At 67.7% G+C, this 25,491-nt stretch carries 23 protein-coding genes and 4 pseudogenes; 18 read left to right on the forward strand and 9 right to left on the reverse strand.

Annotation, left to right across the window (positions count from 1 at the left end):
• Position 1 precedes the first annotated feature (1 nt).
• The 13 genes and pseudogenes from OG622_RS07820 (at position 2) to OG622_RS07880 (ending at position 13,929) form a co-directional block, all read left to right on the forward strand.
• A complete protein-coding gene (locus tag OG622_RS07820) occupies positions 2-877 on the forward strand; it encodes a branched-chain amino acid ABC transporter permease (protein WP_371574305.1) in 876 nt (291 codons plus the stop codon).
• Positions 877-2,655: an ATP-binding cassette domain-containing protein gene (locus OG622_RS07825; RefSeq protein WP_371574307.1), complete on the forward strand. Its 1,779-nt coding sequence runs from the start codon at positions 877-879 to the stop codon at positions 2,653-2,655. The genes OG622_RS07820 and OG622_RS07825 overlap by 1 nt, the downstream gene beginning before the upstream one ends.
• Before the next feature lie 5 nt (positions 2,656-2,660).
• Positions 2,661-3,395 (forward strand): ABC transporter ATP-binding protein, encoded by a 735-nt coding sequence (locus tag OG622_RS07830; protein WP_371574309.1) that lies wholly within the window; start codon positions 2,661-2,663, stop codon positions 3,393-3,395.
• The gene (lhgO, locus tag OG622_RS07835; RefSeq protein ID WP_371574311.1) at positions 3,395-4,582 is read left to right on the forward strand and encodes an L-2-hydroxyglutarate oxidase; all 1,188 of its coding nucleotides are present in this window, start codon (positions 3,395-3,397) and stop codon (positions 4,580-4,582) included. The genes OG622_RS07830 and lhgO overlap by 1 nt, the downstream gene beginning before the upstream one ends.
• A gap of 328 nt (positions 4,583-4,910) precedes the next feature.
• Positions 4,911-5,168: pseudogene (locus OG622_RS07840) on the forward strand (dihydroxy-acid dehydratase); the annotation flags it as partial.
• A 248-nt stretch (positions 5,169-5,416) separates the two neighbouring features.
• On the forward strand, positions 5,417-6,550 hold the full coding sequence (locus tag OG622_RS07845) for a mandelate racemase/muconate lactonizing enzyme family protein (RefSeq protein ID WP_371574313.1): 1,134 nt from the start codon (positions 5,417-5,419) through the stop codon (positions 6,548-6,550).
• 54 nt (positions 6,551-6,604) lie between these two features.
• Positions 6,605-7,381, forward strand: a complete 777-nt coding sequence (locus OG622_RS07850; protein WP_371574315.1) for an IclR family transcriptional regulator — start codon at positions 6,605-6,607, stop codon at positions 7,379-7,381.
• A gap of 525 nt (positions 7,382-7,906) precedes the next feature.
• Positions 7,907-9,559: a GMC family oxidoreductase gene (locus tag OG622_RS07855; RefSeq protein ID WP_371574317.1), complete on the forward strand. Its 1,653-nt coding sequence runs from the start codon at positions 7,907-7,909 to the stop codon at positions 9,557-9,559.
• 12 nt (positions 9,560-9,571) lie between these two features.
• Entirely contained in the window at positions 9,572-9,994 is a 423-nt protein-coding gene (locus tag OG622_RS07860; RefSeq protein WP_371574319.1) for a hypothetical protein, read from the forward strand.
• A gap of 38 nt (positions 9,995-10,032) precedes the next feature.
• A complete protein-coding gene (locus OG622_RS07865; RefSeq protein ID WP_371574321.1) occupies positions 10,033-10,818 on the forward strand; it encodes an electron transfer flavoprotein subunit beta in 786 nt (261 codons plus the stop codon).
• Between the two features lie 47 nt (positions 10,819-10,865).
• A complete protein-coding gene (locus OG622_RS07870; protein WP_371574323.1) occupies positions 10,866-11,828 on the forward strand; it encodes an electron transfer flavoprotein subunit alpha/FixB family protein in 963 nt (320 codons plus the stop codon).
• Positions 11,813-12,616 carry an IclR family transcriptional regulator gene (locus OG622_RS07875; protein ID WP_371574325.1) on the forward strand — a complete coding sequence of 268 codons (804 nt, stop codon included), beginning with the start codon at positions 11,813-11,815 and terminating at the stop codon, positions 12,614-12,616. The genes OG622_RS07870 and OG622_RS07875 overlap by 16 nt, the downstream gene beginning before the upstream one ends.
• A 185-nt stretch (positions 12,617-12,801) precedes the next feature.
• A complete protein-coding gene (locus OG622_RS07880) occupies positions 12,802-13,929 on the forward strand; it encodes a mandelate racemase/muconate lactonizing enzyme family protein (protein ID WP_371574327.1) in 1,128 nt (375 codons plus the stop codon).
• Here the strand turns inward: OG622_RS07880 and OG622_RS07885 are convergent.
• The 4 genes and pseudogenes from OG622_RS07885 to OG622_RS07900 form a co-directional block, all read right to left on the reverse strand.
• Positions 13,926-14,126: pseudogene (locus tag OG622_RS07885) on the reverse strand (IS630 family transposase); the annotation flags it as partial. The gene OG622_RS07880 and the pseudogene OG622_RS07885 sit on opposite strands and share 4 nt — an antisense overlap.
• A gap of 74 nt (positions 14,127-14,200) precedes the next feature.
• A complete protein-coding gene (locus tag OG622_RS07890) occupies positions 14,201-16,006 on the reverse strand; it encodes a reverse transcriptase domain-containing protein (protein ID WP_371572569.1) in 1,806 nt (601 codons plus the stop codon).
• A 670-nt stretch (positions 16,007-16,676) separates the two neighbouring features.
• Positions 16,677-17,573, reverse strand: a pseudogene (locus tag OG622_RS07895) (IS630 family transposase); the annotation flags it as partial.
• A 115-nt stretch (positions 17,574-17,688) separates the two neighbouring features.
• Positions 17,689-18,312: an NAD(P)-dependent oxidoreductase gene (locus tag OG622_RS07900; RefSeq protein ID WP_371574329.1), complete on the reverse strand. Its 624-nt coding sequence runs from the start codon at positions 18,310-18,312 to the stop codon at positions 17,689-17,691.
• A gap of 105 nt (positions 18,313-18,417) precedes the next feature.
• Here OG622_RS07900 and OG622_RS07905 point away from each other — a divergent pair, with 105 nt between their 5' ends.
• Positions 18,418-18,798, forward strand: coding sequence for a winged helix-turn-helix transcriptional regulator (locus OG622_RS07905; RefSeq protein ID WP_371574331.1), 381 nt, complete (start codon positions 18,418-18,420; stop codon positions 18,796-18,798).
• Here OG622_RS07905 and OG622_RS07910 read toward each other — a convergent pair.
• From OG622_RS07910 to OG622_RS07925, 4 genes are all read right to left on the reverse strand, one after another.
• Entirely contained in the window at positions 18,795-19,958 is a 1,164-nt protein-coding gene (locus tag OG622_RS07910; RefSeq protein ID WP_371574333.1) for a GDSL-type esterase/lipase family protein, read from the reverse strand. The genes OG622_RS07905 and OG622_RS07910 overlap by 4 nt on opposite strands.
• 138 nt (positions 19,959-20,096) lie before the next feature.
• Positions 20,097-20,555 (reverse strand): nuclear transport factor 2 family protein, encoded by a 459-nt coding sequence (locus OG622_RS07915; RefSeq protein ID WP_371574334.1) that lies wholly within the window; start codon positions 20,553-20,555, stop codon positions 20,097-20,099.
• 61 nt (positions 20,556-20,616) lie between these two features.
• On the reverse strand, positions 20,617-20,967 hold the full coding sequence (locus OG622_RS07920; protein WP_371574336.1) for a putative quinol monooxygenase: 351 nt from the start codon (positions 20,965-20,967) through the stop codon (positions 20,617-20,619).
• 20 nt (positions 20,968-20,987) lie between these two features.
• On the reverse strand, positions 20,988-21,611 hold the full coding sequence (locus OG622_RS07925; RefSeq protein WP_371574338.1) for an NAD(P)-dependent oxidoreductase: 624 nt from the start codon (positions 21,609-21,611) through the stop codon (positions 20,988-20,990).
• A 240-nt stretch (positions 21,612-21,851) separates the two neighbouring features.
• Between OG622_RS07925 and OG622_RS07930 the strand changes: the two are divergent.
• The 4 genes and pseudogenes from OG622_RS07930 to OG622_RS07945 all read left to right on the forward strand — a co-directional run.
• Positions 21,852-22,034 (forward strand): annotated as a pseudogene (locus OG622_RS07930) (transposase); the annotation flags it as partial.
• A 369-nt stretch (positions 22,035-22,403) separates the two neighbouring features.
• Complete coding sequence (locus OG622_RS07935) at positions 22,404-23,240, forward strand: alpha/beta fold hydrolase (protein ID WP_371574339.1); 837 nt, start codon at positions 22,404-22,406, stop codon at positions 23,238-23,240.
• The gene (locus OG622_RS07940; RefSeq protein WP_371574341.1) at positions 23,233-23,817 is read left to right on the forward strand and encodes a WHG domain-containing protein; all 585 of its coding nucleotides are present in this window, start codon (positions 23,233-23,235) and stop codon (positions 23,815-23,817) included. The genes OG622_RS07935 and OG622_RS07940 overlap by 8 nt, the downstream gene beginning before the upstream one ends.
• A 1-nt stretch (position 23,818) precedes the next feature.
• On the forward strand, positions 23,819-24,343 hold the full coding sequence (locus tag OG622_RS07945; RefSeq protein WP_371574343.1) for a hypothetical protein: 525 nt from the start codon (positions 23,819-23,821) through the stop codon (positions 24,341-24,343).
• Positions 24,344-24,441: 98 nt separating this feature from the next.
• On the opposite strand, the gene OG622_RS07950 is transcribed toward OG622_RS07945, so the two are convergent.
• On the reverse strand, positions 24,442-25,491 hold the full coding sequence (locus OG622_RS07950) for an ABC transporter permease (protein ID WP_371574344.1): 1,050 nt from the start codon (positions 25,489-25,491) through the stop codon (positions 24,442-24,444).

Here is a 25,491-nt window from a genome sequence, read left to right on the forward strand (position 1 = left end):
CATGGATCTCACTCTCTTGGCCCAGCTCACCGTGTCCGGCGTCGTCGTCGGGTCCACCTACGCCCTTCTGGGGGTGAGCTTCGGCGTCATCTACGCCACCACGAAGATCTTCCACCTCGCCCATGCGGTGGCGTACGCCGGTGCGGCGTACGCGGCGGTGTGGTCGGCCGATTCCCTGGGACTGCCCTTCTGGCCCGCACTCGCGGTCGGACTGATCGCGGCCGTGCTGCTCGGGCTCGGCATCGAGAAGCTCTTCTACGCGCCCATGCGCAGGCGGAACGCGACGTTGCTGACCATCTTCCTGGTGTCTCTCGGCATCAGCGTCGCGTTCCCCAACCTGCTCCAGCTCATGTTCGGGCCGGAGAACCAGACCCTTCCCCGGCCGGACAACCCGACCTACGGACTGGGCTCGGTCACGGTCTCGCGACACGACATCGTCACCGTCGCGATCGCGTGGCTGCTCATCGCCGCAGTGGCCACGTTCATCGCACGGACCCGGTTCGGGCGGTCCATCACCGCGATGCGCACGAATCCCACCATGGCCGAGGCGGTCGGCATCGACGGCCGCCGCGTCTACTCGGTGGTGTTCGTCGTCGGAAGCCTGTTGGCCGGCGTTGCCGGGCTGCTGTTCACCGCCAAGGGCGTCGCCACGCCCACCATGGGGCTCCAGCCCACACTCATCGGCTTCATCGCCGCCTTCCTGGGCGGCATCGGATCACAGTGGGGAGCGGCTCTGGGCGGGCTGGCCCTCGGGCTGATCAGCAGCTGGAGTGCGCTGTATCTCCAGGTCGACTACGGGCCCGTCGTGGTCTTCGGCGCCATGTTCCTCGTCCTGCTCGTACGGCCGCAGGGCCTTCTCGGAAAGGCCGCCGCCTGATGAGCTACTACGCCGACGTCGCCATCTCGATCCTCATCCTCATGACGCTCGGGGTGTCCCTGAACCTCCTGCTCGGCTACGCCGGACGGGTTTCCATGGCGCACGCCATCTTCTTCGGCATCGGCGGCTTCACCGCCGCCCGGCTGACGCTGCCCACGGCGGGCGACCTGGGAGGGGCGGCGACGGCGGGCTTGCAGACCGGCGCCGGCTGGAACTGGTTCCCCGCGCTGATCGCAGCCGTCGTCATGGCCTTCCTGGCCGCCCTGGTGATCTCCATCCCCGCGGTCCGGCTGGTCCGCGGGGAGTACCTGATCCTGCTGACCCTCGCCTTCCAGCTGGTCGCCAACCAGCTGATGGGCGTACTGGACTCGGTCACCGGCGGCCCCTACGGTCTCTCCGGCATCCCGCCCATCCAGATCGGCAGCACGGTACTGCTTGCCCCTGAGCAGGTCTTCTGGGTGATGCTCCTCGCTGCCGCGCTCGCCGTCGCCGTCTGCTGGGGGCTGGGCGAATCGCCGTTCGGACGACTCCTCAAGGGCATCCGGGAGCACGAATCAGCGGTCTCGAGCGTCGGCAAGAACCCCGTTGTCCCGGAGCTGCTCGCCTTCAGCATCAGCGCCGCCGTCGCAGGCGGCATGGGCGCCCTGGCCGCGTTCTACTACGGGTCCGTCGTCCCCAGCAACTACTCCCTCACCTACTCGATCCTCATCGTGTCCGTCGTCGTCCTCGGCGGCATCGGCAACCTATGGGGCCCGGTCGTCGGAGCGATCGCGCTCGGGCTGCTCGAACCGGTGCTGCGCAAGTACGTCGGCGACTCCGCCATCCCGTGGCAGGCCGTCATCTACGGAGCGGCGCTCGTCCTGATGATGCGGCTGCGGCCCGAGGGCCTGCTCCCGGAAGGCATCGGACGCGGCCGGCTGCCGGGCAGGCGGAACAAAGCGCCCGCCATGCTGCCGACGGAGCAGGAGGCTCTCGCCCGGCTGCCCCACGCCGATGCGGAGGACTCCTCAAGCCGGTCGGGCGAACCGATCGTCCAGGTCCAGGGTCTCGCCAAGAGCTTCGGCGGGCTGAAAGCGGTCAGCGGCGCGACCTTCACGCTCCAGCGGGGCCAGGTCACGGCACTCATCGGCCCCAACGGCGCCGGGAAGACGACGATCTTCAACATGATCTGCGGGACCCTCCGCGCCGACGAGGGACGGGTGTACCTCCGTGGCGAGGACGTGACCGGCAAGCCGGCCCACCGACTGGTCCACAAGGGCCTTGCCCGCTCGTTCCAGGACGTCCGCGTGTGCCAGCGGCTGACCGCGCTCGACAACGTGGCCATGGGCGTGCAGGACCAGCCCGGTGAGCGCGTCAGCCGACTCGTACTGCGGCCGTTCGCGTCGCGGGCCGCGGAGGTTCGTGTGCGTCAGAAGGCGCTCGACTGTCTGGCGCTGCTCGGCATCGCCGACCGCGCGCACCTGCGGGTGAGCGAGCTGTCGTACGGCGACCAGAAGCTCGTCGCCATCGCCCGGCTCCTGGCCACCGACTGCGACGTGCTCCTCCTCGACGAACCGACCAGCGGCGTCGACCCCGCCAGCGTCGAGAAGGTCATCGACGGGATCGCCCGCCTGCGGGACCTCGGCCACACCGTCTGCCTGGTGGAGCACAGCGTGCACTTCGTGCAGCGGCTGGCCGACCGGGCGGTCTTCCTCGACCAGGGGGCGGTCATCGCCGAGGGCACGGTGGACGAGCTGATGGGCCGCCGCGAGCTCGCCGAACTCTACTTCGGGACGTGAATCACATGACCAACCAGACCGTGGAACGAGCCGTGAAACCACTGCTCTCCGGCCGCGGCATCACCGCCGGTTACGGCAAGCGCCGTGTCCTGTCCGACGTGAGCGTCCATGTGGCGCCCGGTGAGGTCGTCGGCGTGCTCGGACACAACGGCGCGGGAAAGACCACGCTGCTCAAGACCCTGATCCGCATCAGGCCTCTGATCTCCGGCGACATCGAGTTCGACGGCGAACAGGTCGAGCGTGCTTCCAGCGTTCAGATGGTGCGCCGTGGAATGTCGATCACACCGGCCGAGCAGCCCATCTTCCGGGACCTCACCGTCGACCAGAACCTGGAACTCGGCGCTTCCGGAGTATCCGACCGGGGCGAGATCCGTCGCCGGATGGAGGAGGTCTTCGAGGTCTTCCCCGTGCTGGCCGATCGCCGTACCGCGATCGCCGGGCGGTTCTCCGGTGGCCAGCAACGTCAGCTCTCCCTCGGCATAGCGCTCATGGCCCACCCGCGCCTGATGATGCTCGACGAGCCGTCGCTCGGTATCTCCCCGGCGGTCGTCGAAGCCACGTTCCGCACGATCCGTGAGCTGGCACAGGAACGGTCCATGAGCGTGCTGGTCGTGGAGCAGAACGTGAAAGCCCTCGCTGCCATCGCCGATCGGGTGTACGTCCTCCGCAACGGCTCGATCGTCCTTGAGGAGTCCGGGGCCGAGGCCCAGCAACGCCAAGTCTGGTGGGACCTGTTCTGATGCGACCCTCAGTAGTCATCGGCGCGGGCATCCTCGGTCTGGCCACCGCCCGCGCCCTGCAGCGGCTGGAACCGGACCGACCCGTCCTGGTGCTGGAGAAGGAGGACCAGCCGGCCGTGCATCAGACCGGGCACAACTCCGGAGTCATCCACTCCGGGCTCTACTACAAGCCCGGCTCGCTCAAGGCTCGGCTGGCCGTCGAGGGAGCGGCGGCCCTCAAGGAGTTCTGCGTGGAGCAGGGCATCCCGATGGACGTGCCCGGCAAGCTGGTCGTCGCGACCCGCGACGCTGAACTGCCGCAACTGGACCGACTGTTGGACATCGGGCGGCAGAACGGCGTACCCGTGCGCCGGCTCGACCCGCATGAGATCACGGAACGCGAACCGCACCTGCGCGTCCTCGGTGCCCTCGCCGTGGACTCGACCGGCACGGTCGACTACCGGCTGGTGGCCGCCGCACTCGCCGACTGCCTGCGCGCGGCCGGTGGCGAGATCCGCACCGGAGTGACGGTGACGTCGATCGACACCGTAAAAGGGGTGACCCGGGTCCGCACCTCCGACGACGTGATCGAGGCCGCCCGGGTCACCGCGTGCGCCGGCCTGCACAGCGACCGGCTCGCCCGTGCGTCGGGCATCGATCCGGGCGTACGCATCCTGCCGTTCCGCGGCGAGTACAGCGAGATCGTGCCCGAACGCGCTCATCTGGTGAAGGGCCTGGTGTACCCGGTACCCGACCCTGAGCTTCCGTTCCTCGGAATCCACCTCACCCGCGGCATCGACGGAACGGTCCACCTCGGTCCCAACGCCGTGCCCGCGCTGGCCCGTGAGGGCTACCGCTGGACCGACGTGGTGCCGCGCGACGTATGGGAGTCGATGTCCTATCCCGGGGCATGGAAGATGGCCCGCCGGTACGCGCGCACCGGCGTCCAGGAGATCGCACGGTCGCTGGCCGGCCGCGCCCTGGTCCGGTCGGCACAGCAGATGCTGCCCGACCTGCGCCCCGCCGATGTGCGGCGATCCGGGGCGGGCGTGCGGGCGCAGGCGGTGACGCGCGCCGGACAACTGGTCGACGACTTCCTGTTCCTGCGCGACGGCCGCACCCTGCACGTACTCAACGCGCCGTCGCCGGCCGCGACGGCGTGCCTGCCGATCGGCGAGCACATCGCTCGGGAGCTGTGCGCGGAGTGACGACGGGTTCGTGCACGCGGCCGGTACCACGCTGTTCCAAAAGGGCCGGTCGTGACCTGGAGCGATGAGCTGAGCGAGCAGGTACACGGGGCCACTTACATGCGATGGACGACCAACGACCCGCCAAGTGCCGCCGCAGTACCAGAAACAACGCCATCCAGAACAGGACGTGTGGTGACCAGGACCGGACCCAGCGGAGCCGAACGGGGCATGACCTCGTACGCCGACGTCGGCTTCAGCCGCTTCCTCAGGGGCGCGTTCCTGTCCGCGGCCGGGTTCGGCTCCGAAAACCTCGAGCGGCCGGTCGTCGGTATCGAGCGCCGTCGGCGGCCCGCTCTCCCTCGTTCTGGACGGCGACCTCGTCCGGCTGGACGTCGACCACAGGCGCATCGACCTGCTGGTCGACGAGGACGAACTCGAGCGGCCACGGCTCGAACAGCCAGCCCCAACGGTCCCGGCTCGTGGCTGGCGGCGGCTGTACGCCGAGACCGTCACTCAGGCCCACCTGGGCGCCGACCTGGACTTCATGACCGACGGGTCGGGCGAGAACCCGCCGTTCGCGGTGGGGGCGATTCCCGATGCGTGAGGTCCGGGCCGGCAACGGGCTCTGACCCCGATCGCTCTCGCCACCGAACGGGAGGCGGTTACGGCAGCCCGGACGACGGCCGGTGTCGCGGATCAGGCCGACGCGCGCCATTCGCGTCCGAAGCACGACCCAGCTCGATCACCTCATGATCAACCCCACCCTTCTGACCGAGGCCCTCTCCCCCTCGTCGACAACCACGACCGCCTCATGCCCCGGTGCCCGGCGGAACCCCGAAAGGCAGACAACTGATGAAGATCACTTCCGTGCGCGCCGTCGCTGTGCGTGTCCCCGTGAAGCGGCCGACCCGCATCTCGACGCGTGTTCTGGACAAGCGCGACTACGTGCTGGTGTGGGTCAAGCGTGAGGACACCGAGGAAGAAGGGATCGGCTACATCTACGCCGGCACGTCGGGCGGCGCAGTCGTCGCCGAAGCGGTCAACGGCATGCTCGCTCCGACGCTCCTCGGCCGGCCTGCTGACGACATCGTCGGGGCGTGGGACGCGATGTACCAGGAGACGCTCCTGCACGGCCGGCGGGGGGCGGTGATGCGGGCCATCTCCGCGGTCGACATCGCGCTGTGGGACCTCTCCGCGAAGCGGGCCGGCCTGCCGTTGGCGGTACTCCTGGGAGGCAGTGCCGCGTCGGTGCCGGCGTACGCCTCGGGCGGGTACTACCAGCCCGAGGAGGGGAACTGGGCCGACGCCGTGACCCGGGAGATCGCGGGCAACATCGAGAGCGGCTTCACCGACCACAAGATCAAGGTCGGCGGGCTGGCAGTCACCGAGGACGCGGCCCGGGTGCAGGCCGCGGTAAAGACGATGGAGGGCCGCGGACGCCTGGCGATCGACGCCAACAACGCCTACCGCACGGTCGCCGAGGCGGAGCGCGCGCTGCGTGCTTTCGAGGAGGCGGCCGGTGACACGGGGCTGTGGTGGTACGAGGAGCCCCTGTCACCCGACGACGTGCACGGCCACGCGCGGCTGCGCGACCGGAGCAGGACACCGATCGCCACCGGCGAGATCGCCGCTTCCCGGTGGGAGTTCCGCGACCTGATCGAGCGCGGCGCCGCGGACATCCTCCAGTCGGACGCGGGCGTCATGGGTGGAGTCACGGAGTTCCTGCGGGTGGCCGCGGCGGCCGCGACCTTCGCATTGCCCATCGCGCCCCACTGGCACGCGAACCTGCATGCGCACCTGTCGGCGGCGATCACGAACTGCATGACGGTCGAACACTTCGCACTGGAGAAGGACATCTACAACTTCGAACTGTTGGTCACTCCGGACACCCGTCTCGCCGTCGCCGAGGGGCACGTTCTGGTCCCCGAGCGTCCCGGGCTAGGGTTTGACCTTCAGAACGACGCAGTAAGGCGCTTCGCGATGTAGTCATGTCGGCGACGTGACCGGGTCGCATGCGCAGTGGAGTGGAGGATTGTTTCGATGAGCTATGACGGCGGCATCGCCTCGGTGGAGCGCGCTCTCGAGCTCATGGAGGCCCTGCTCGACGGACCGGTGGGTGCGACGGCCCTGGCCGCGCGGATGGGCGTCAGCAAGGCGACCGCCTTCCGGATCGCCCGCACGCTGCAGAACAAGGGGTACGTGGTCCAGCTCGACGACACCCGGTACACCCTCGGCCCGCGCTGCCTGATGCTCGCCGCCTGGGCCTTCGGGCACATCGACATCCGTCGCGAGCTGCGCTGGGCCGAGGAGGAGATCTACGAGCGCACCGGAGAGACCGTGCTCCTCTCGGTGCTCGCGGGCAGGAGCTCGGTCTGCGTCGACTCCATCCCGTCGAAGCACTCCGTCGTCTCCATCGCCTCGGTGGGCGAGGTCTGGCCGGCCCACACCAGCTCCGCAGGCTTGTCCTTCCTCGCCGACGACCCCACGCTCCTCGAGACGTACCTCGAGGAGCCGCTGCAGGCAGCGACCGGGCGCACCGTGGCGGATCCCGACGAGTTGCGGCGGCTCCTGGCCCAGTACCGGGCTGATGGTTACGCCGTCAACCGCGGCTACTGGCGGGACGGCGTGTGCGCCGTGGGCGCTGTGGTCCACGACGCCAGCGGCAGGGCCATCGCGGCGCTGTCGGCGATGATGCCCGAGTTCCGGCTGGAGGAGGCCGGGGTCGAAGAGCTGGGCCTCCTCGTCATGGACGTCGCCGCGCGCGCCAGCGAGCGGCTCGGCTATCGCGGCAGCAAGCCGGTCAACCCCACCGTCTGACCCGACCGCGTCCTCAACCTGACCACCATTTCCTGCCGGTTACGCCGTCGACCGCAGCTTCTGGTGGGACGGCGTATACGCCGTGGGCACTATCGGCGCTGATGCCCGGTTCCGGCTGGAGGAGGCCGGGGTCGAAGACCAGGGCCTCATCGTCATGACGTCGCCGCGCGCGCCGGCGAGCGGTGACGCTATCGCGGCAGCACGCCGGTCAACCCCACCGTCCGACCCCGTCGCGTCCGCGCAACCTGACCACCCCCAGCCCAGCCCCCAGTCTCGACGCCCTGGCGCTCGGCGGCGGACGATGGAGCAGTGGGCGTGCCCCAGTCGCGGGCTATGACGACCTGCGAGCTGGTCCCAAGAAGGCAGTGCTGTTTCTTTTTCGAGCATGGGGTTGCGCTCTGAGAAACATCTGCTTAACGTCCGTGGCGGTGAACGTCCCTCGCCGGCTCGGCCGGACGACGTCGCCGATCTCCTTGGGGGAGCGGCCTGGCGCATGTCGCCTCAACCCGGAAAGTGCAGGGATCAATGACGATCAACCAGAGTGTCGACCTCCCGGACGTCGCTGACGTCCTGGTCATCGGGGCCGGTGCATCCGGCTCGGTGGCGGTCAAGGCTCTCGCCGAGAGCGGCTTCTCGGTGGTGTGTCTCGAACAGGGCGACTGGACTCCGCCCAGTGCCTTCGCCGGCGACAAGCCGGAGTGGGAGCTGGTCAAGCAGAAGCAGTGGCACCCCAACCCCAACGTGCGCGCCAACGCGGCGGACTATCCCGTCGACACCAGTGAGTCGGACGTCAACCCGCTGATGTACTCCGGCGTGGGAGGCAGCACGATCCTCTACGCCGCGCACTGGTGCCGCTTCCTCCCTTCGGACTTCCGAGTCAGGACCCTCGACGGGATCGCCGACGACTGGCCCTTCGACTACGCGGAACTCCAGCCGTTCTACGAGCGCATGGACCGCGAGGTCGGCGTCTCGGGTCTCGGCGACAATCCGGCGTACCCGCCGGGTGCGGCCTATCCCCTGCCCCCTCTGCCGATCGGCAAGATCGGACGCAAGGCCGCCGAGGGCATGGACCGGCTCGGCTGGCACTGGTGGCCCGGCGCGAACTCCATCCCGTCCCGCGAGTACCGGCACCGCCCCAGCTGCCTGCGCTACGGCACCTGCCTGACAGGCTGCCCGGCCGGCGCCAAGGCAAGCACCGACCTCACCCACTGGCCGGACGCCCTCAAGGCCGGAGCCAGGCTGGTGACCGGCGCACGCGTCAGCGAGGTCACCGTCGACGCGCAGGGCCGTGCGAGCGGCGCCGTCTACATCGACCGCAACGGCACCGAGCGGCGCCAGAAGGCCGGGGTCGTGATTGTCGCGGCCAACGGCGTCGGCACGCCGCGGCTGCTGCAGATGTCGACGTCGGCTCTCTTCCCCGACGGCCTGGCCAACAGTTCCGGGCTGGTCGGACGCAACCTCATGATGCACCCCTACGGCGCCGTCGTCGGGACGTATGAGGACCCGCTGGACAGCTGGCTGGGCCCCGCCGGTCAGTCGATCGAGTCGATGCAGTTCTACGAGACCGACACCTCGCGCGGGTTCGTACGCGGTGCGAAGTGGAACGTCATGCCCAGCGGCGGTCCGCTCGGGATGCGCTCGGGGTACGGCGGCCGGCCGGTCGACGAGTCGTGGGGGGCGAACTTCCACCGCAACGTCAAGGCCAACCTCGGGCGGTCGTTCGAGTGGGGCATCATCGCCGAAGACCTGCCCGACGAGGCCAACCGCGTCGTACTCGATCCCGAGCTGACCGACTCCGACGGCCTGCCCGCACCCAAGCTGATCTACACGAGCTCCGAGAACACCAGCCGCCTCATCGACTTCCACGTGGACCGCGCGCGTGAGGCCCACGAGGCGGCGGGCGCCATCACCACCTCGGAAACCAGACTCATGCGTGACTGCGGGTGGCACCTGCTCGGCACCGCCCGGATGGGCAACGACCCCGCCAGATCGGTCATCGACCAGTGGGGCAGGGCCCACGACGTGCCCAACCTCTACGTCATCGACGGCAGCACCTTCGTGACATCGTCCGGCGTCAACCCGACAGCGACGATCATGGCGCTCGCGCTCCGCTCGGTCGAACACCTCATCGCCAACCGCCGGGACCAGACCGTGTCCTCGGCGCCCGTCACTCTCTAAGGAGCGCTCTCCATGCTCACTCCTGACCAGCGCGAACGGTTCGCCTCGCTCGCGGACCTCCTCATCCCTGCCGCCGAGGGCATGCCCTCGGCCAGCCAGGCAGAGGTGCCGACCAGATGGCTCGACGACGCCCTGGGATACCGGCCGGACCTGGTGCCCGCCCTCAACGAGGCCCTGCAGGCAGCCGGCGACCTCCCTGCCGACGAGGCCATCGAGGTGCTCAACCGGGACCACATCCCGGCATTCGAGGCGTTCGGCACGCTGACGGCAGGTGCCTATTTCCTCAATCCCGATGTGCGGCAGCTCATCGGCTATCCGGGCCAGGTGGCCACGCCGCCGAAAGACGACACCCACACGTACTTCGACCTGCTGGAGAACGTGGTGGAGCGTGGCCAGGTCTACCGGGACGTGCCCGGCGTCGACCAACCGTCGTGACGGGCCGAACGAACAGCACTTCACGTCAGGGAGGTCACATGAGCCTGAGGATCGTTGTCACTGTGAAGTACGTGCCCGACGCCACCGGCGACCGGCACTTCGCCGATGACCTGACCGTCGACCGTGACGACGTGGACGGCCTGCTCTCCGAGCTGGACGAGTACGCGGTCGAGCAGGCGCTGCAGATCGCCGACGAGGCCGACGACGCCGAGATCACCGTGCTGACCGTTGGTCCGGAGGACGCCAAGGACGCGCTGCGCAAGGCGCTGTCGATGGGCGCGGACAAGGCGATCCACGTCGAGGACGACGACCTGCACGGCACCGACGCCATCGGTACCTCGCTGGTGCTGGCCAAGGCGATCGAGAAGGCCGGCTACGACCTGGTGATCTCCGGCATGGCGTCCACGGACGGCACGATGGGTGTCGTGCCGGCGCTGCTGGCCGAGCGTCTGGGTGTTCCGCAGGTCACGCTGCTGTCGGAGGTCTCGGTCGAGGACGGCACGGTCAGGGGCCGCCGTGACGGCGACGCCGCCTCCGAGCAGCTGGAGGCCTCTCTCCCGGCCGTGGTGTCGGTCACCGACCAGTCGGGCGAGGCGCGGTACCCGTCCTTCAAGGGCATCATGGCCGCGAAGAAGAAGCCGGTGCAGGCCTGGGGCCTGTCCGACCTCGACATCGAGGCCGAGGACGTCGGTCTGGAGGGCGCCCACACGGTCGTCGCCTCCGCGGCCGAGCGTCCGGCGCGCACCGCCGGCACGATCGTCAAGGACGAGGGCGAGGGCGGCAAGCAGCTCGCCGCCTTTCTCGCGCAGCGCACATTCATGTGATGCCGCCTCGCGAGCCGGAAGTTCATCTGAGAAGGGTTCACGGATCCATGGCTGAAGTTCTCGTCTACGTCGACCACGTGGACGGCGCCGTCCGCAAGCCGACGTTGGAGCTGTTGACGCTCGCTCGTGGCATCGGTTCGCCGGTCGCGGTGGCGCTGGGGGCGGGTGCTGCTGACACGGCCGCGGTGCTGGCCGAACATGGTGCGACCCGCGTTCTCACCCACGAGGCCGCCGAGTACGGCGACTACTTGGTCGTCCCGAAGGTGGACGCCCTGCAGGCCGCGTACGAGGCCGTCTCCCCGGCCGCCGTGCTGGTCCCGTCCTCCGCGGAGGGCAAGGAGATCGCCGCGCGCCTGGCGCTGCGCATCGGCTCCGGAATCATCACCGACGCGGTCGGCCTGGTGGCCGGCGAGGAGGGCCCGGTGGCCACCCAGTCGGTGTTCGCCGCGTCCTTCACCACCAAGTCCCGTGTCTCCAAGGGCATCCCGGTCATCACGGTCAAGGCCAACAGCGCGGCGGTGGAGGCGGCTCCGACCGCCGGTGCGATCGAGGCACTGTCGGTCACTTTCTCCGCGCAGGCGACCGGTACCAAGGTCACCGGGCGTACGCCGCGTGAGTCGACCGGGCGTCCGGAGCTGACCGAGGCCGCGATCGTGGTCTCCGGCGGCCGTGGCGTGGGCGGCGCGGAGAACTTCGCGATCATCGAGGCGCTCGCCGACTCCCTCGGCGCGGCCGTCGGCGCCTCGCGTGCCGCCGTCGACGCCGGCTGGTACCCGCACTCCAACCAGGTCGGCCAGACCGGCAAGTCGGTCTCGCCGCAGCTGTACATCGCCTCCGGTATCTCCGGCGCGATCCAGCACCGGGCCGGCATGCAGACCTCGAAGACGATCGTGGCGATCAACAAGGACGCCGAGGCCCCGATCTTCGACCTGGTCGATTACGGCGTGGTCGGCGACCTCTTCGACGTCGTCCCCCAGCTCACCGAAGAGGTCACGTGCCGGAGAGCATGAATGCGCGCTACCGGATCTCCTCCCTCGACAAGGGCCTGAAAGTCCTTTCCTCCTTCACTCCGCAACGACGTCAACTCGGCGCCAGCGAAGTGGCACGGCTTTCCGGCATACCGGTGTCGACTGCTTACCGTATTCTGCGCACTCTGGCGGATTCTGGATTTGTCGAGCAGCTCGAAGACGGAAACTTCACACCGGCCGTGGGTGTCCTGAAGCTCGGCTTTGCGGCATTGCAGAGCAACGAAGTGGTCGAGGCTGCGAGCGGTCCGCTGAGGGAGCTTCGGAAGAGCACGGGTGAGACATGCAATCTCGGCGTCCTTTCCTGTGGCGACGTCGTCTACCTGTTGCGCTACAAGACGTCGCACTATGTCATCGGCAATGTCTCGGTGGGCTCCTCGCTGGCGGCCACCTGTACGGCCATGGGCAAGACCCTGCTGGCGACGCTGGAGCCGGAGGAGCTGAGCGGAGTGCTGGCGGGCATGGACCTGGGGCGCGCCGGAGTCGGGCCGCGTGCTCACCGGACCGCCGAGACACTGATGGCGGACCTGGCGGAAACCCGGGACCGCGGTTGGGGCATGCAGGACGAGGAGGTGGCACACGGCCTGCGCGCGATCGCCCTGCCGGTCCGCAACCTCGACGGCGTCGTCGCGGCGGTCGGGATCTCGGTCGAGGGCGCTCGGTGGTCGCGGGAGCGGATGATCACGGAGATTCTCGACGCCCTTCGGGAGACCGCACAGAAAGTGTCGCTGCGACTGGGACATCTCGAAGGCGTCACTGTTTATCCCCGTTGAGCAGGCACTTCGAGAAGGCGCCTCGATCCTTCTCGGTGCATGAGAAGTCCGCGACTCCGATGCGATGCGTGAGAAGCGGAACTCGACATCTCGTCGAAATTTATTCGCGGACGTTGACCGGGCTGATTTTGTCTCCTTAACGTGTGGGCAGGGCAGAAAAAAATCAATTAGGGAGAAGGTCGGACGTGACGATTCGTCGTGTCAGCGCGCGCTTTTTGGAAGCGACCCCGGCGGCCGGAGTGGTGTTCGGCGCCGGCGACTTCAACACCTACAGCATGGTCGTCGTCGAGGTGGAGGACGACAGCGGACACATCGGCTACGGGGAGGCCCTGGCCAGGCGCGGCGGAGCGATGACCGCGACGGCGGTGGAGTCGCTGCTGGCTCCCGTGCTGGTCGGCCAGGACCCCCGCAACATCGAGGGATTGTGGGTGCGCATGGTCGGCCAACTGCGCCCGTGGGGACACGTCTCCGGGGTCGTGATGGAGGCGGTCAGCGGCGCCGACACCGCTTTGTGGGATCTCGTCGGCAAGATCGAGGGCCGGTCGGTGTGGCAGCTGCTGGCAGGCGCCGGCCGACAGCAGGTTCCGGTCTACGCGTCCTCGGTCTACATCTCCGACCCCGACACCATGGTCAGAGAGGCCATCGCGCAGCAGAAGCGCGGCTTCGACCGGCTCAAGGTCAAGATCGGCCGCAAGCCCGGTGAGGGCGGCCAGAACGCCGACCTCACCGCCCTCCGCGCCATCCGGGAGGCCGTGGGTGACGACTTGATCCTGGTGGTCGACGCCAACGGTGCCTACGACGCGGCGGACGCCATTCGCATGGGCAGGGCGATGGAGCCCCTGGACATCCGCTGGTTCGAAGAGCCCGTCTTCATGGACGACCTCGGTGGCTACGAGCAGATCCACCGGATGACCTCGATCCCGTTGGCGCGCGGCGAGACCGACTTCGGGATCTTCACCATGCGCGACGTGATCGAACGGCGGCTGATCGACGTGGCACAGCCTGATCTGGGGCGCTGTGGCGGGATCACCGGAGCACGCCACATCTGGACCCTGGCCTTCGCGCACAACATCGCCTTCGCCCCGCATACGGGTTTCTCGGGTGGGCTCTCCCAGCTGGCCGCGATCCATGTCGCCGCCGCGGCACCCTCGTTGCTCGCCCTTGAATACATGTTCATCGACAACCCGTGCCGGGAAATTTTCCAGGGGGGCTATCCGCAGCCGGAGGAGGGTCTCCTTCGCGTGCCGAACGGCCCCGGCCTCGGCCTGCAACTGGACATGGACAAGATCGAGCGCTACACCGTCCGACACTAGTGTCCTGAGTCTTTGATTCGGTTCAGATATCCGGCGAGGCGTTCGAAGATCTCGTCGGCGGTCTTCGTCCAGACGAAAGGTCGGGGATCTTCGTTCCAGGTGGCGATCCAGGAGCGGATGTCTTTCTCCAGGGCCTGCACGTTCTTGTGGACGCCGCGCCGTATCTGCTTGTCCGTCAGCAGGCCGAACCAGCGCTCGTCGGGTAGGACCGCTGCATTGCTGCAGCGGTCCCCCCTCAGAACCGGCCGTGCCCGATTTCCAGGCAACCGGCTCAAGCAAGCTCTATGGCTCGCGGGCTGGTCAGAAGTGCTGGCGACTTGCCGATGCCGGTGGTCAGCCGACGGTGGCAGTGGGTGTGGATCAGACGTGGGGCGGCGGATTTGTCCGGCTTGCCGTTGCCCGCATCAGCGATGATCGCGTGTTTCCGGATCGCCGTGCGGGTGACCTTGAGCCACTGTTCCCACTGGTCGGGAGTTTGCGGCTCGTGGTCGGCGTGCAGCAACAGCCCTCCGCAGACTGGACATCGGCCGTCCTGCTTCTGCAATAGATGCAGGGTGCCTTTGCCCAGCGGGAGTTTGCCGCGGCGACGCCGCTTGGCCCAGAAGTCGACCAGGGTGGGATCGTCGGTCGACGCCGTTCCTGGCACCATCCGGTGCCGGACGATCGGCGTCCAGGCGAACTTGTAGAGGTAGAAACCGCTGGTGCGGTCCCCGAACACCCACCTGTCATACCTGAACGGGTTGAACATGCCGAAGTACCGGTCGGTCACCCAGCGCTTCGACTTGTTCGCGTGAGAGAACTTGGCCCACTTGTAGACCAGCCTCCACACGTAGGCGTCCAGCGAGTTGAACGCCCGCTTGGACACCCCGATCCGGTAGTAGGCGGCCCAGCCCTTGATGATCGGGTTGAGCTTGGCGATCACCGCGTCGGCGTTGGCCCCTCGCAGGGCCAGCATCTCGGCGGCGAGCCGTTCCCGGATCCGCCACAGGGCCGCGTTGCTCGGCTTGGTCAGCAACTTGCCGCGATAGCGTCGGATGTTGAACCCCAGGAAGTCGCAGCCCTCATCGAGGTGGACAACGCGCGTCTTGTCCTCGTTGAAAGCCAGTCCCCGGGGCGCGAGCCACGCGGCGAGCCGTGCCTTGACCTCCTCGGCTTGTTCCTGCGAGTGGCACAGGGCGAGGAGGTCGTCGGCGTAGACGACCAGAACCGGTGAGTCACGCGCCAAAATCGCGGCATCGCTGCCGAGAGTCTGGTAGCGGACTCCAGCGGCCTTTCCCATTCCATGCAAAGCGATATTCAACAACGCGGGACTGATCACCCCGCCCTGAGGAGTTCCTTCCAACGTGGGGGCGAACCAACCTTTCTCGACCACGCCCGCCTTCAGCCATCCGGCGATCATTCCCCTTCCGGGAAACGAACCCAGCGACGTGAGCAGATTATCGTGGTCGATCCGGTCGAATGCCGCTTTCAAGTCGGCGTCGAGCACCCACAGGCGCTTGGCGGTCTTGCCGCACGCCGTCGTGTGGATGGCCACAATCGCGTCATGACAGCCACGGCCGGGACGGAAGCCGTAGACCTTCGGTTCCAGCCGTGCCTCCCACTCGGGCTCCAGCGCATTCAGTGCCAGAGCTTGGAGGCATCTGTCAGCGATCACGGGAATTCCGAGCGGGCGCTGTTTTCCATTCGCCTTGGCGATATACACCCGCTTGACGGGCTTGGGTTTCCACGGGGCCGCGCCATGCTGGACCCAGTCGGCCAGCTCGGCCTTTTCCTGGGGCGGCAGGACGACTTTCCCGTCAACCCCCGCCGTCTTGCGGCCAGCGTTGACCTCCGTGACCCGCCGCACACTCACGAGTGCGTTGGCGCGGGAGCGGAGCATCAGCTTCTGCAGATTCCTGACCTTGGCCAGGTCTCCTGCCTGCGATGCCGTGAAGATGCGCTGCCGCAGACGCCGTACGTCGTCCTCGACCCTCCGCCAGTCGATCGACGGCCAGTCGGTGATCTCGCCCTCCGGTCCGTTCGCTATGCCGACGGCGGTCGCTGCGGCTTGCGCCGTCCCGGCCGCGTGTGTCGTCATGACGTCCAACTTTTCCTTCGGTTCCGGTGTCTTCGGTCTTCGTGCCTTCACAAGCTCACCAGACCCACGTCAGCACCCTTTCAGGTCGGGGTATCGGCCCCTATCCGGCCAGTTATGCGGGAACCGCCGACGGAGGTGTCGGCATGTGGTTCCCGGTTTCCTGCTGCCTTTCGGCCACCGGCATTCGCTTGCTGGGTCTTCCTGCGCCCGCTGGAGATTTGGGCCTTACTTGCGGTTGGCTTACCAGGCCAGAAACTTATTGCCTGGACTCCATCGGGGTTGTCACGTTCCGCATGAGAGAGGTGCTGCCGGGGAGGGTGCCCTCTGCACCCCGGGGACGGCGGTGCACTCCCGACCGGTCAGATATCTCCGGTCGGCGCCTGCCACTTTTCAATGGCCAGTCCCTATCTCCCGCTGAAACAACCCATCGGCGAGAGTGCTCATGACGAGGCATCATCAAGGGTTCATTCGCATTCACCCGTCCGGCATTTCCCGGCCTGTAATCCCCGGATGGAACGGGAATCCTTGGACCTTTCCTCAGGCTTCGCACCCCGCGATCACTCGCGACGCACGCTGAGGCGGGAACGAGCCCTGTGCACTGGCTCGGGTCTACACCTTCGACATCGTCGAACCTCCTTGGTGATTCCCACTCTTCTCAAGCGACTTCGTGTCGCACGACCTGGTTGAGCCAGGAGGCGCTGGTCGGCGTGAAGTGCATATGGAACCGGGGGTGGGCCAGCAGCCACTTCTGGATCGCGGGGGTCTTGTGAGTGGCGTAGTTGTCGCAGATCAGGTGGACATCGAGGTGCTCGGGCACCTCCTTGTCGAGCTTGGCCAGGAACTTCTTGAACTCCACCGCGCGGTGCCGGCGGTGGATGGAGGAGATGACCTCGCCGGTCGCAGCGTTCAGCGCGGCGAACAGGGCCGTCACCCCACCGCGCACATAGTCGTGGGTGCGGCGCTCGGGCATGCCGGGCATCATCGGCAGTACCGGCGCGGACCGGTCCAGCGCCTGGATCTGCGACTTCTCGTCCACGCACAGCACGATCGCCCGCTCCGGCGGGTCCAGGTACAGACCGACGACGTCGCGGACCTTCTCGATGAACTGCGGGTCCTTGGACAGCTTGAAGGTGTCCACCAGGTGCGGCTTGAGGCCGAAGGTCCGCCAGATCCTGGAGACCGTGGACTGCGACAAGCCGCTGGCCTCGGCCATCTCCCGCGTCGACCAGTGCGTGGCGTTCTTCGGGGTGGACTCCAGCGTGCGCACCACGACCTCCTCGACCTTCTCGTCGCTCACCGTGCGCGGCGGCCCTGGCCGCGGCTCGTCCGACAGGCCCTGAAGCCGATCGGACGCGAACCGCTTGCGCCACTTGGCCACCGTCACCGGGTGCACCCCAAGTTCCGTACCCACGACGGTATTTGAGCCACCCTGGGCGCAGGCCAGAACGATCCGGCACCGCAACGCCAAAGCCTGCGACGACGTCGCCCGCCGCGACCAGCGCAGCAACGTATCCCGCTCGTCGTCTGTCAGGACCACCTCGACCGTCGGCCGACCCATACGCGCCATGAGCCCAGCCTACTTCTTCAGTGAATCAAAGACTCAGGACACTAGAAACCCGAGCTGATTCTCGACTAACACGACACGTCATGGTGACGTGTCAACTTACGTTGGTGGGAACCGGTCAGTACGCGACGTGGGCGAGGCGGCGGGTGAGCTCGCCCCTCTCCAACTCGTCGACGAAAGCGACGGCGTAGTCCTCGGTGCTGATGTGGCTGTTGCCCTCGCCGTCGGTGAGCAGTTGGTGATCGCCTATCCGGTACGCGCCCGTGCGCTCGCCCGGCTCGACCATCGCGGGCGGGGAGAGGTAGGTCCATTCCAGGTCGTCGGCGTTCCCCTGGACAAGGCCGAACAGCGCCACCTGGGCGAGGGTCCACGGCAGGAAGTCCTCAGGGAACCCAGGCGTGTCGACGACCCGTACACCGGGGGAGACCTCCAGGATGCCCGCGCCGCCCACCACCACCAGGCGACGCACCCCGGCCCTGCGTACGCCGTGCAGTACGCCGCGGCCCACCTCCAGCAACGACTCGGAGGCCTCGATGCCGCCTCGTGATGGTGCCACCGCCAGGACCACCGCGTCGTGGCCGGCCGCCAGGCGCGCGACGGTGTCGACGTCGCTCGCGTCCGCCGCGAGGGTGCCGTCCTTCCCGCTGCGCGTGGCACCGGTCACCTCGTGGCCCCGCTTGCCCGCCTCGGCAGCGATCCGGCTGCCGATCATTCCGGTGGCTCCGAACAGTAGGATGCGCATGTCATGACCGCCTAAAATTCATCGTGCGTGCCGCCAGCACGCCGTCATCAAGAAGGTATCTATGGGGTACTGGTTACTTCAACGATCCTTGAGTACCCTTCGGATATGAAGGCTGCCGCCAACGACTCGGACATCTGCTGCCCGCCTCGGCTGGTGCTCGACCGCATCGGTGACAAATGGTCGGTGCTGATCGTGCTGAACCTGCGCGACGGACCCAAGCGGTTCAGCGAACTACGCGAACTGCTTCATCACGTGACGCCCAAGGTCCTCACTCACACACTGCGGGGGATGGAACGCGACGGCCTCGTCACCCGGACGGTCTTCGCTGAGGTCCCGCCCCGCGTGGAGTACGAACTGACTCCGCTGGGCCACTCCTTGGGGCCCGTCATGGAGCCGATCAACGCCTGGGCCGCAAAACACGTGGACGAGGTTCTGTCCTTGCGCAAGGCCCACGACGCCCGCTTCGCGGACGAGTTCGTGGGCTAGTTTCCGAGCCGCAGCAAGGACAGGTCGACGGCGTCGGCGATGGCTTTCGCGCCGGCGTCGTTGACGTGGAGACCGTCGCCGCTGTTGTACTCCTCGCGGATCCGCTCGGGTCGCTCCGGGTCGGCGACCGCGGCGGCGATGTCGAGGACGGCGTCGAAGGGCTGGTCGGGGCCGAGCAGCCAGTCGTTGATCCGGTGGCGCAGGGCCTGACCGGCCGGGGTGTCGACACCGTCGTACACCGTTCCCTCGTAGGGGCCAAGTGTGGCTGCGACGGCGACGAGGCCGGCGGCGTGGATGCGGTCGGCAAGCATGGTGTACCCGGCGATGAGGTCGTCGAGGGCCGGCAGGACCGGGGGTTCGGGGAAGGACTGGGTGCCTGGCACGCCCAGGTCGTTGAGACCGATGTGGATGAGGACGTGGCTGACGCCGGGCACGTCGAGCACATCGTGTTCGAGACGGGCCAGGAGGTGTTCGCCGATGCCGTCGGTGAGGAGCCGGTTGCCGGAGATGCCCTGGTTGACGATCCACCCGTGGGGGAGGCGACGGCCGAGCTGAGCGGGGAAGCTGTTGTCGGCGCCGGGCGTGGTGGCGAAGCCTTCGATCCAGGAGTCCCCGAAGGCCACGGCGATGGCGGTGCCTTCCGGAGCGAGAACGTCGATACCGGTGAGGAAGTGCCCGGTGGCCAGTTCCTCGGCGGCGGTGAAGGACGCGGCGGTGAGCTGGTTGCCGGGGGCCGCGTAACCGATGTCGTAGGGGACCGCCGAGTAGGTGGTCAAGCCCGTGTCGTGCGGGAGATAGAGGCTGAGGACGAGTTCTTCCCCCGCGCTCACCTTCTGCTCGACGGGGTCGCTGACGACCTCGTCTCCCACGCCGATCGTGACAGTGTCGGCGCCCGCGAAGCGCAGCACGGTGTCGCTCGCGGGGACGATCGCGCTTGCTTCGGTGCGCCTGGCGAGGTGTGCGCCGGCTATCTCCAGTGGCTCTTTTCCGTAACGGTTGCTGAGGCGTATACGCAGGGCCTCACCTCCGCCGGCGATTCGCAGCGGCTGACGTACGGTCTGGTCGGCGAATCCGCGAAGTTCGAAGAGTGTGAAGTCCTTATGGGGACTAATGACAGCGGATCGGTGGGTGGCGATCCAGGCGGCGGACGAATCGGCCATGGAAGCTCCAGTCGTGGCGTGCCGCGCTGCGGCAGCGCGACTGCGAAATACGGCACGCCATGCACGAAACCATGATGCCGTGGTCAATGACCGTGCATGGCGGGCCGCTTTTGAACTCTCTTCTATCTCACTTCGAACTCAGAAGAGCCCGTTCTTGTTGAGAGCCGGAAGATCCGGCGCAAACCAGGGCGCAGCGTTTTCCGGAGTACCTACGATCTGTAGGACCTCCCAGTGCTCGATCGCCTTTCCTTCGGCGTTCATCTTGAAAATGTCCGCGCCGGCGATCCCCGTGTCGTCCGAATCGTCGTTGAAGAGATTGAGAAAGTTCGAGTGAACCCACACGTAGTCATCCACCGCGATGATGCGATGCCCCACCCAACGAGCGTGCGGGCGGTCCTTGAGGACATCGTCGAAGAAACTCGACAAGCCTTCCGCGCCAGTGGTGAGGAGAGGGTCGTGCTGGATGTAACCCGGGTCCAGGAACTGCGCCACGGCTTCCGCCGGCCGCCTCTGGTTGATCATCACTTCGTGAAGGTTCACGATGTTGTTCAGGTTGCGAACGGCTTGATGATCATTGATATCGACCAATTTAAGCATTGCTTATCTCCTTTTCGATGCGTTTGTCCAAGCGTTCGGCGCCTCGGCGGCCTTGGCGGCTTCAGCGGCCCGGGAAATCCGTGAACGTGGTCGGCGGCGGATTCGACCCCACCCATTTCCGAAACTCGGGCTCGATCGGCCCGTGGAGTTCCACGGATCCAATTGCCGCGCATTTAGTCAGACGTTCCAGCAGTGCCGCCGCATTCTCCATGTGCGCCATGGCCGCCGCGGAGTCTACGTACTCCTCGATCACCAGAAAGCTGCCGTCCTCGGCCGAGAACCACCGGTAGCTTTTGGTGCCTGGCTCGTCGTCTGCCTGTCGGCACAGCGCGACCACCAGTTTCTCGAATTCTTCGTTCCGTTGTTCTCGGACATCGAACCGTACGCGCACGAAAATGCTTTCCTTTTCCACCTTGCCCCTACTCTTTTCAATCAATATGCGACGTGGATGGGGTGGTGGATTTGTGCCCCCTTCTCCAGCTCGTCGACAAGGGCGATCGCGTAGTCCTTGATGCTGATCCGGCTGTCGCCCTTGCTGTCGACGAGGAACTGGCCACCGCCTGTCCGGTAGACACCGGTGCGCACACCGGGCTCCAGCACCATGGGCGGGGAGACGTAGCTCCACTCCAGGTCATCGGCGCTGTCCCGGATGAGTTCGAGCAGTGCGATTTGGGCGAGTGCGCGCGGCAGCAACTCCTCGGGGAACCCGGTGGCGTCGACGGCCCGTACACCTGGCGCCACCTCGACGGCGCCCGAGCCGCCGACCACGACCAGGCGGCCTACCTTGGCCTTGCGGACTCCGTCCAGTACGCCCCGGCCCACCTCCAGGAGTGACTCGGTGGACTCGTTGCCGCCACGTGGCGGCGACACCGCCAGCACCACCGCGTCGTGCCCGGCCACCAAGCGCGCGACGGTATCCGGGGCGCTCGCGTCCGCCGCCCGGGTGCCGCCCTTCCCGCCGCGGGTGACGCCGGTGATCTCGTGCCCCCGTCCGCCCGCTTCGGCGGCGACCTGGCTGCCGATCATCCCAGTGGCTCCGAACAACACGATCCGCATGTCAATGGCCTCCCTGAAACGCTCTCAAAAGCGCCGTCGACCAGGAAGGTACCCACCGGGTACTGGTTACTTCAACGATCCTTGAGTTTCTCTCGGAAACCGTGCTGACCAGCGACGGGCGGGGCGGGGAAACATCGGTGGGCAGGCAGCCGGCCGAGGCCCCTCTCCACCGCCGCCACCAGCGCTGCTGCTGCGATTGATCGCCGACATGCGCCTTGAACGCGTGATGATCCTGCTCCGGATGACCCGTGGGAGCGCGCAGCTCCGCTGCTGCCACCTGCTCCTGAGCGGCGCCGTCGCCGCCCCGGGCGACCGCGTGTTCCCGACCGGACGACACTCGCCGGGATCATGTACGTACTACGGACCGGAGTCGCGTGGCGTGATGTCCCGGCCGAAACGGTGGGCTGCTCAGGGGTAACGGCCTGACCGTCTCCGCCGGTTCGACCTGATCGCGTCCGTTTCCGGTCAGCCGTCGGAGCGCGAGGACTGGGCAAGTACTGGCCGGCTTCAGCACCGGCCGCTGAGCGGGCAGGCCTGCCCCGAGCACGCAGAAGCCCTCTGGGGATCGGGGAGGCACGTCCCGAACCGGCATGACCGGAATGACGACGACGCGGATCCGGCCGAGCTGTGCGTCAACTCATGCCCCTACCGCTCCACCCCGGACCGAGCCTGGACCTTCCCCTCGTCCTCCCCTGGCACCCGGCCAGGGTTGACCACTCTCGGCTATTGGCATTAGCTTCTAGCTAGCCGCATTAGCTTATAGCTATGGCGCGTAACGAGCAGGGAGATGTCATGGCCGAGTTTGTCTCCGTCCCGGGCGGCACCATCGCCTACGAGGCCGCTGGAGAAGGCGCGCTGGTGGTCCTGGCCCACGGCATGGGGGACAGCCGCGCGGCGTACAGGTTCGTCCTGCCGCGTCTGGTGGCGGCGGGGTATCGAGTGGCCGCGGTCGACCTGCGGGGCTGTGGCAAGTCGAGCGCGCAATGGCCTTCCTACTCGCGCACCGACATCGCGGGCGATCTGCTCGCGGTGATCCGCCACATCGACAGCGGCCCGGCCGTCCTGGTCGGCCACTCGATCTCCGGCGGCGCCGCCACCATCGCAGCCGCCCAGGGTTCCGAACTGGTCAGGGGCATCATCGAGCTGGGCCCCTTCACACGCGCGCAGTCGATCAAGCTCGGCGACTTCCGCTCGAAGAGCTACCGCAAGGGTGCCTTCCGGCTGCTCGGCGCCAGCCTGTTCGGCAGCGTGGGACTGTGGTCCCGCTACCTCGACCACGCCTACCCGGGCCGCAAGCCGGCGGACTGGACCGACCGGCTGGCCGACATCGAGGCGATGCTGGGCGAGCCCGGCCGGATGCGGGCGATGCAGAAGATGGGGCAGTCGGCGCCGACCGACGCCGGCGCCCAGTTGGGCAACGTACGGTGCCCTGCCCTGATCGTGCAGGGCTCGCTCGACCCCGACTGGGTCGATCCGCGCGCCGAGGGCGAGGCGATCGTGGCTGCGTTGCCGGCCGGTGTCGGAAAGCTCGCGGTGGTCGAGGGAGCCGGCCACTACCCGCACGACCAGTACCCCGAGGAGACAATGTCCCTGATGCTGGCCTTCCTGGAAGCGCACGCCCGTGCCTAGGGCGGGCCTCGACACGAGCGCCGTCGTCGCGGCGGGAGCGGCGCTCGCCGACGAGGTCGGTTGGGCGGGCCTGACCATGGGTCTGCTGGCCAACAGGCTCGGAGTACGGCCGCCGTCCCTGTACAAGCACGTCGGCTCCCTGAACGACCTGCGGCACGGCATCTCCGTCCAGGCCAAGCGCGAATTCGCCCATCAGCTGGCCCGGGAGTGCGTCGGCCGCTCCGGCCCTAACGCGGTCCGGGCGTTCGCCGACAGCTACCGCCACTGGGCCCTGGAGCATCCCGGCCGCTACGCCGCCACCCTCCCCGCTCCGGCGGCCGGTGACGAGGAGGACCGCCGCGTCAGCGAAGCGGCGCTGCAGGTTCTGCTCGACGTCCTCGCCGGTTTCGGCTTGCCCGACGCGCGCACAGTCGACTCCGCACGGGCGCTGCGATCAGCACTTCACGGGTTCGTCACCCTTGAGGGCGCCGACAGCTTCCAGATGCCCCGCGACGCCACGCGGAGTTTCCACTTCCTCATCGACACCCTCATCGCCGGCTTCCAGGCCGACCCTCCTGAAAACGCCTCCGAAGGATGACATGGCCGCCACCGATCCCTCCCTGTCCACGCCACAGCCACCTGTGAACGGGAAGACTCCGGCCGAGCCGTTGTCCGAGGCGCCCTTTGCCGATCGAGGTCAGGAGGCCGCCGTAAGCACCATGAGGACCAAGACGCAACGGCCGGGGCACGACTACGTCCGAGGCGGCATGCGCTTCGCCGGCGAGGTGACCGCTTGGGTGTGCACCCCCTGGGCCCTGTGGTCGCACTCCATCCCGCTGGCGATCGGCGCCGTCCTGCTGCTGATCGGGCTGCCTGCCGTCTTCAGCACCCCGGGCGACCGGCCCGGCGCAGACGCGCCCGTCGCGGTGCCGGGCATCGTCACCATCTTGCTGGTCGTGCTCCATCTGGTGGCGGCGGCAGCGTCTGCGTGGGCGCTGTGGGGGACGTGGATCGCCGTAACGGTGACTGTCCTGTGCCTGGTCGTTCCTTTCACCGAACTACCGCGCTGGCGAGCCCTGTTGAGTGCGACCCACGATCAAGCTGAGCGCCCAGCACGCCGGTGACTGCAGCGCCATGGGGCTGACTTTCCGTCTCGGTCGGACAGGAAGCGGCTCCGCGAGGGACTCGGCGGGGTCCGCGCGGAGCCGCGTCGCGTGAGTGTCTACTCCTGCTTCTCGCCGGAGGCGAAGCGGGAGATGATCAGCGCGACGATGATGATCGCGCCGTTGAGGAACTGGTTCCACAGGGGGGGTACACCCGCCAGCGTCATGACGTTGACGACCAGTTGCAGGGTGAGGACGCCGGTGAGCGCGCCGAAGATCGAGCCCTTGCCGCCGTTGAGGCTGACCCCGCCGATGACGGTCGCGGCGAAGACCTGGAAGATCCAGCCGCTGCCCTGGGTCGCGGAGACGGAGCCGTAGTGCCCGCTGTAGAGGATGCCGGCGAAGGCGGCGAGGACGCTGCCGAGGATGAGGACGATCCACACGATCCGGTTGACGCGGATGCCGGCCGTACGGGCGGCCTCGGGATTGCCGCCGATCGCGTACAGCGCCCGGCCGTGGCGCAGCCAGGTCAGTGCGCTACCGCCGAGGGCAAACAGCAGCGCGCAGATCCAGATGGCCGCCGGCACGCCCAGCCAGGACGCCCTGCCGAGGTAGGTGAAGGACGAGGGCAGGTCCACGATGGACTGTCCCTCGGACAGCGCCACCTGAAGGCCGCGGAGCATGGTGAGGCCGCCGAGGGTGACGATGAAGCCGTTCAGGCGGAGCTTGAGGATGAGGAAGCCGTTGACGGCGCCGATCAGCGCTCCGACGAGCAGGCACAGCGGTATGGCCGTCCATTCGGGGAACATCCCGAGCCCTGTGAAGCGTCCTCCGGAGGTGGGGAGCACCAGCCATACGGCGATGACGGGCGCCACACCGATCGTGGACTCCAGCGACAGGTCCATCCGTCCGCAGATGAGGATCAGTGCGGTGGCGAGGACCAGGAGGCTCAGCTCCGTGGACTGCTGGGCCACTCCGATGAGGTTGTCGGCGGTGAGGAAGGCCGGCGAGACGATGACGCCGATCAGGCCCAGCACGAGGATGGCGGGGACGAGCGACAGGTCACGGAATCTTCCGAGGTCGAGCCCGCGGCGGGATGCGGTCGCCGCAGCGGGCTGCTTCTCCGCCACGGTCGCTGAGGGATCGGTGAGATCTGTGGTGGCGGACAT

It is taken from the genome of Streptomyces sp. NBC_01314, assembly GCF_041435215.1.
GTDB lineage: Bacteria > Actinomycetota > Actinomycetes > Streptomycetales > Streptomycetaceae > Streptomyces.